The 6,162-nt window shown below is 45.3% G+C and carries 5 protein-coding genes; 1 reads left to right on the top strand and 4 read right to left on the bottom strand.

What is annotated here, in order from left to right; genetic code table 11:
* The 4 genes from QT974_RS12910 to QT974_RS12895 all read right to left on the bottom strand — a co-directional run.
* Positions 1-700 (bottom strand): ribbon-helix-helix protein, CopG family (locus QT974_RS12910; protein ID WP_333468878.1); only part of this gene is annotated, 700 nt, incomplete at its 3' end.
* A gap of 276 nt (positions 701-976) precedes the next feature.
* The gene (locus QT974_RS34770; protein WP_442933175.1) at positions 977-1,288 is read right to left on the bottom strand and encodes a hypothetical protein; all 312 of its coding nucleotides are present in this window, start codon (positions 1,286-1,288) and stop codon (positions 977-979) included.
* Between the two features lie 122 nt (positions 1,289-1,410).
* Complete coding sequence (locus QT974_RS12900; protein WP_333468876.1) at positions 1,411-2,700, bottom strand: sensor histidine kinase; 1,290 nt, start codon at positions 2,698-2,700, stop codon at positions 1,411-1,413.
* Between the two features lie 15 nt (positions 2,701-2,715).
* The gene (locus QT974_RS12895) at positions 2,716-5,241 is read right to left on the bottom strand and encodes an MASE1 domain-containing protein (protein ID WP_333468875.1); all 2,526 of its coding nucleotides are present in this window, start codon (positions 5,239-5,241) and stop codon (positions 2,716-2,718) included.
* A gap of 130 nt (positions 5,242-5,371) precedes the next feature.
* Between QT974_RS12895 and QT974_RS12890 the strand changes: the two genes are divergently transcribed.
* Complete coding sequence (locus QT974_RS12890) at positions 5,372-5,950, top strand: phycobilisome protein (protein WP_333468874.1); 579 nt, start codon at positions 5,372-5,374, stop codon at positions 5,948-5,950.
* The last annotated feature ends 212 nt before the right edge of the window (positions 5,951-6,162 follow it).

The following is a 6,162-nucleotide window of genomic DNA, read 5'->3' as shown; positions in this document are numbered from 1 at the left end:
TGGAGGTTAGTTGCTGCTGTAATTCGTTGGCCGAACTTTCTTTTTCGGCGAATTGATGCTGCAAAGATTCCAAATCGCTCGACTTCGAGGCTAGTTGCTGCTGCAATTCGTTAGCCGAACTTTCTTTTTCGGCGAATTGATGCTGCAAAGATTCCAAATCGCTCGACTTGGAGGTTAGTTGCTGCTGTAATTCCTGTTCCCGGTGTTCTTTTTCGGCGAATTGCTGCTGTAAAGTTTCGTAACTTGACTTCGATACAGTTTCCGGCAATTGGCTTTCGAGATTTTGTTTGTCGGCTAATTGCTGCTGCAATTGGGCGATCGAACTTTCGCGTTCGCTCAACTGCTGCTGTAAAGTTTCGTAACTTGGTTGCAGGGGATTTGACTGTACGGTCACTGATCCCAATAGGGTTTCTGCCGTGATAGCGTCCTCGATCTCGCTTTTTTCGGCTGTTTCCCCTGGCAAATCGGCGATTTCGGCCGTTGCTTCTTCACCTTTTTTCCAAGTGACAGTAACTTGGGCCTTGTCCTTAGAAATATCGAGAGCGCCTTGTGCCAAGCGTTCTAGAAGTTCCGACCTTGATATTCCTAGCTTTCGAGCGATCGCGTTCAATCGATCGGCACTAGAAGGAGTCAGCGAAAGTCCGACTTTGACTTTGCTGTCTGGATTTGAACTAACTACATTGCGATTTTTTTTGACCATTGGCATTTTCCTCATGCCAACCTACACTTATTAGTATAGTGGCTGAAGCTTCTATTAAAATCAATTTTTGTTACTTACCAATTGTGGCAGCTTCTGTTCCCAATATCACAAAAATTCGTGAATCTACTCGCTTAGTCGATTCCTCGCGGCAGAAACGCTTCAACATTCCCGCGGCCCGGTTTTTGCTGGCACGATACCGTAGATAGCGCAGTTGAGGTGGTAAGATACTCTATAATTTGGCACTATCTGTCACGGGTGCGATGCGATCGAGCTTCTTCACATCAGCAGCGAGATAGTCTTTGAATGCTGCGAAAACCTGAGTCTCCAAAACTTCCATTTCCTTGGGGCGATTCCACAGCAACGCCGGCTTGGAAAAACTGCTGCGCAGACGGGAAAATCGCCACTCCCAGCGAGGTACGGTTGATGAACTTGAAAAATTTGTGCGATCGACCGAGTATACTCAGCCTGGTAGTCAGCGTCACCGCCAAACAGAGGTTGCGTATCGAGATCAATTAAATAGCCGCTGGGGATCGTTACCAAATCCGCCGCAAAAAACGGCAAATCATACTTAATCTGCTCGAAATTCACCAAATAGAGAACTTGCAAGCTGTCCCAGCCTAGAAGTATCTGTAATCGACATCAAGCGAGATTGCTAAACCCGCCTTCCCCTGTTTCCTCTATCAAACCCGCTTGATGCCTAAATTATCCCATTAGTCGATCGGCAGTGCGATCGCAAATTCTGAGCCCTCACCCAGCACAGAAGCGCAAGTCAAACTACCGCCGTGTATTTCTTCCACTATCTGGCGGCTGATAGACAAACCCAGCCCCGTCCCTTGACCGACTAATTTTGTAGTGAACAAGTGGTCAAAAATCTGGGCTTTTACATCCTCCGAAATTCCCTTACCATTATCTTTAATTTTCACCACAACGCTTTGTCTGTCTTCAGATACTTTTGTAATAATAGTGATTTTATTAGGAGCCGCTGCAATTTCCGCAAAACTGCGTCCGCAATTGCACTCATTCACTGCATCGATCGCATTTGAAAGCACATTCATAAACACCTGATTTAGTTGTCCCAAATAGCATTTTACCCTAGGAATATCTCCATATTTTTTGATTACTTGAATTTCGGGACGAGTTTCTTGAGCTTTCAAGCGGTGCTGCAAAATCATCAGCGTGCTGTCAATGCCGTCGCAGATGTTGGCCGAGACTTTCACCGCCGTATCGGCGCGGGAGAAGGTGCGGAGGGAAGTGCTGATGTTGCGCAGGCGATCGCATCCTATCTCCATAGATGATAACATCTTTGCCGTATCTTTCAACACATATTCCAAGTCAATCTCTTCTGCGTGAAATTCAATATTTTTCCCCGAATTTGGGCATTCTTTTTGATAAAGCCGCAAGTGGTCAACGATGTCTTTTAGCGCCAAACTCAACTCCTTGGTATTGCCGTAAATAAAACCGACTGGGTTGTTGATTTCGTGAGCGACACCAGCGACTAAATTGCCCAAGGCAGACATTTTTTCGCTCTGGATAAGCTGAAGCTGCGATTCCTTGACTTGTATCAAAGCAGCAGTTAGTTCCGCCGTGCGATCGGCAACCCGCCGTTCTAATTCTTTATTCAAATTCCGCAATTTTACGTGAGTATTGACGCGGGCCAAAACCTCCGTCTCTTCAAAAGGTTTAGTGATATAATCAACAGCACCTAACTGAAATCCTTTAACCTTATCTGCGGTATCCGACAAAGCCGTCATAAAAATTACAGGAATATCCTTGGTAACTGGCGAAGCTTTGAGGCGGCGGCAGGTTTCAAAGCCGTTAATTCCCGGCATCATCACATCCAGTAAAATTAAACTCGGCAGCGTATACTGAACTTGCTTGAGAGCTCGTTCGCCGTCAATGGCGATCGCCACCTCATAACCCGCATCCGTCAACGCCTCGGAGATCACATCCAGATTAGCCGGCGTATCATCTACCACTAAAATTAACTCAGCTTCTGACATAAATATTTTCCCCTATTAGTTCAGATACTGCTGGATAAAAGTCTCGATTTTGTCAGCTTGAAAGCTCTTTGCCAATTGCAGAATTTGCTGTATAAATTGAGTATAACCCTTGTCAAGTTTTTCGATTCGCTTAGCTTCTTCAGTCAGTTTTTTCAAGCGCCCCTGCTGCGCTAAATTCAGCAGCAAAGCTAAATTTTCGCGTGCTGGAACCGCCATTGCTGAAGTCTGAATCGCTGAATTAGATACAGTCTTAGGCGCTAGCTGCACAGAATTTTCTGTTGGTAATTTCTGGTCGTATTTCCATTTAATTTGCAAATGCTTTTCCAAGATTGAGAATAACTCATCAAGCTGCACCGGCTTAGGCAGAAAATCATCGCCTCCCGCGTCCAAACTTTTTTGCCTGTCCATCTCATAAACAGACGCAGACGAGACGATAGTACAGAGGTTTTTTAGCGATTCTGAACTCCGCAACTGCCGCAGCATTTCAAAACCGTCCATCACAGGCATCGACAAATCAGCGACGATCAAATCCGGCTTAATTTCAGCAGCTTTAGCTAAGCCATCCTCGCCATTTTCAGCTTCGACTACCGCAAAACCAAGCGGTTCTAAGAGGCTAGAAATCACTGAACGGTTCTGCCAATTGTCATCGACGACGAGAATTTTTTTCTGAGTTCCATGATAGCCAAAAATCTGCTTTCCCGCAGCGGCGGCGGCGGTACTTACCCAGTCAGCAGCCAAGGGAACACTGACGGTAAAAGCGAAGGCACTACCAACGCCAAAATCACTTTTTACTTCGATTTTACTGCTCATTAAATTAACAATTTTGGTACTGATTGCCAGTCCGAGTCCGGTTCCTTCTATTTTTCGGTTTGTGTCTCCTACTTGTTCAAAAGGTACAAAGATTTTTTCGAGGGAATCTGGACTCATCCCAACGCCTGTATCTTCAATTTGGAAGCGAATCAATCGATTTGGGATTGCAGATGAGGAATCCGGCGATGACTCGCAGTTCATTATACCTCTGGCATCATTATTGTGGAACAGACATCCTGCCTGTTGGTGACTGTCTTTTTGGGAAATTTCTATTACCTCTACTTTGAAAGTGACGCTGCCTTTGTCTGTAAACTTGACTGCATTTCCGAGTAAATTAATTAATACTTGGCGCAAGCGTTTTTCATCGGCTTCTATACCTTCGGGAAGTTGGGGATCTGGGAGATAAATCAAGTCAATTTGTTTTTGTTCGGTGCGAATGCGCACAATTTCAACAATGCTTTGCAAGAAAGATGGGAAATGAAAAGCTTTCGGGTGCAAATCTAATTTGCCTGACTCGATTTTGGAGAGGTCGAGAATGTCATTGATCAGCGTCAAAAGATGGGAACCGCACTGGTGAATAATGCTAACGCCATTGCGCTCTTTTTCTCCCCAAGATTGGGAACGGTTCATGATTTGAGCGTAGCCCAAAATCCCGTTGAGGGGAGTTCGGAGTTCGTGGCTCATATTGGCGAGAAAGTCGCTTTTGGATTGATTGGCGGCGTCAGCAACTTCTTTAGCTTCTTGCAGTTGGGCGGTGCGTTCTTCGACTCGCTGTTCTAACTCGTTATTAAGTTTTTTCAGCTTGGCTGCTGCTTGTTTGTTTTCGTTGATTACCGCCGATAAAATAAAGGTAGTAACGGCTACAACACCGATAAAAGATTGCAGCAAAAACAGCGATTCGCCGAGGGATGACCTGACAAAGGAACTCAAACCGCGAGATGTGCCAAAAATTGCGATCGCCGAAACAATCACTACCAGCAGAGTCGATTCCCGGGCGCTGAATCGAAATGCCGACCAAATCAGCAGCGGAATCATCATGTACTCGACGGGATAGCTGTCCCAAAAAGCAATCCGGCTGATAACAACCACCAATAATAGCAACAGTCCAAATTCGGCAATCTGCGGGCGCTGAAGTCTTTCTTGTGGATTCGATCGCCCAGCCCATGCTAGAATTGCCGGCGTCACAATCAACGTACCGGCAATGTTTGCTGTAAACCAACTCTGCCAAACTTCTGGGTAAGCACTCCAGGGACTAATTCCTCGGTAACACAGTATGATAACGCAGAGAGTGCTGCTGATAACAGGTGTAGGTATTAGCAGCAGTAAAAATTTGAAAACATCCTGCGATCGATTTAGTAAATTCCGGTATTGGACAAAGCGGCCAATCAGAAGACTTGCGATTAGCGGGTCAGCATCATTGCAAATACACATGAAAATGCTTGTCAGAAAGTCGTGCTGGTAAATCAGTGTATAACAAGTCACGAAATCACCCAAAAAAAGAGCTGGGAAAATGCGCGGCCCTAACAGCAGAAAAGCAGCTAAAAAAAGACCTGCTGACGGCCAAATTGCCGCTGCACCATTTTCAAATGATACCAATAAGGAGACTTTGCAAAGAGCGAAGTGAATCGCAGGAATTATTAATGATGCTATCAGTATCTTTTTTTCCGGCAGAAATGGAAACTTCCCCTGTGCTGCCTTTTTTTGTTCTAGCTGTCCTAATATTTTTTGCATTAAATTTAAAATTTAAAGAATATGCAATTAAGCTACTCCAGATTTAGGTTGGTTTGCAGTGATGCCGATCGCAATTCTGGTAAACTTCAAATATGCCTTCTCCAAGTAATTACCGACTAGCCATTTGTCTATGACTCTCCAATTAAGCGAAAAAGCCAAAGAATTAATCCCAAAAGCCCGAATAGTCAGCTTAGCCACCTGGGAAAATTCGCACTCTCCCGCCGAAATCCAACTCATTCAGGCTGCTGACGACGCAGGCCGTTATCTCGCCGATGAAGATTTGCAACAACTTCACTCATCGGAACCAACGTCTGTTAGCACTGCGAAGTTCCTGCGCGACTGTGCTGCGGATATTGTATCCGAAGCCAGGGAACAAGTTTTAGCCGCATATCCGAATATTTCTGAACCAGGAGGCGAGCTTTATCCAGCAGCCAGGGCGGAGGCTTGTTGGCGGGATTTCTGGCATTTTCTCCGCTGCATTACCTATGGAATTGCGGGAAATACAGCAGATTTTACCAGCGAGGAAGGGCTGCACAACATGAATTTGCTCTATCAAGAATTGGGCGTTCCTTTGCCTGCAATGGTTCTCGGTTTGGAAGGAATTAAGGCTGCTAGTTTGAAGCGGTGCGAGTCTGGTGATTTGCGGGAAAAGTTGGCTCCTTATTTTGACCATTTGATTGATAATATGAGCCAGTTTAGCACTATTTGACAAAACAAAATCCGGTTCGTAAAGTTGCTTTTTGTCAAGATAAATCGGCGATTAAAATCGCTGTTACACAAACGATGTCCGCCGGACGCCGACGAAGAAATAGAGCGGGTTTTTAAGCCAGATTTGTATTAGTAAGGTGCGCAGTGCGCACCATCTTTCTTTGAGTCTGCGGAGGCAGACATTGTTTGTATAGCAGCGGTTTCAACCGCCGA

Origin of the sequence: Microcoleus sp. BM001215392 (assembly GCF_036700185.1) — a bacterium.
Classification (GTDB): Bacteria; Cyanobacteriota; Cyanobacteriia; order Cyanobacteriales; family Microcoleaceae; genus Microcoleus.
The sequence above is the reverse complement of the archived record's forward strand: the minus strand, read 5'-3'. Positions and strand labels throughout refer to the sequence as shown.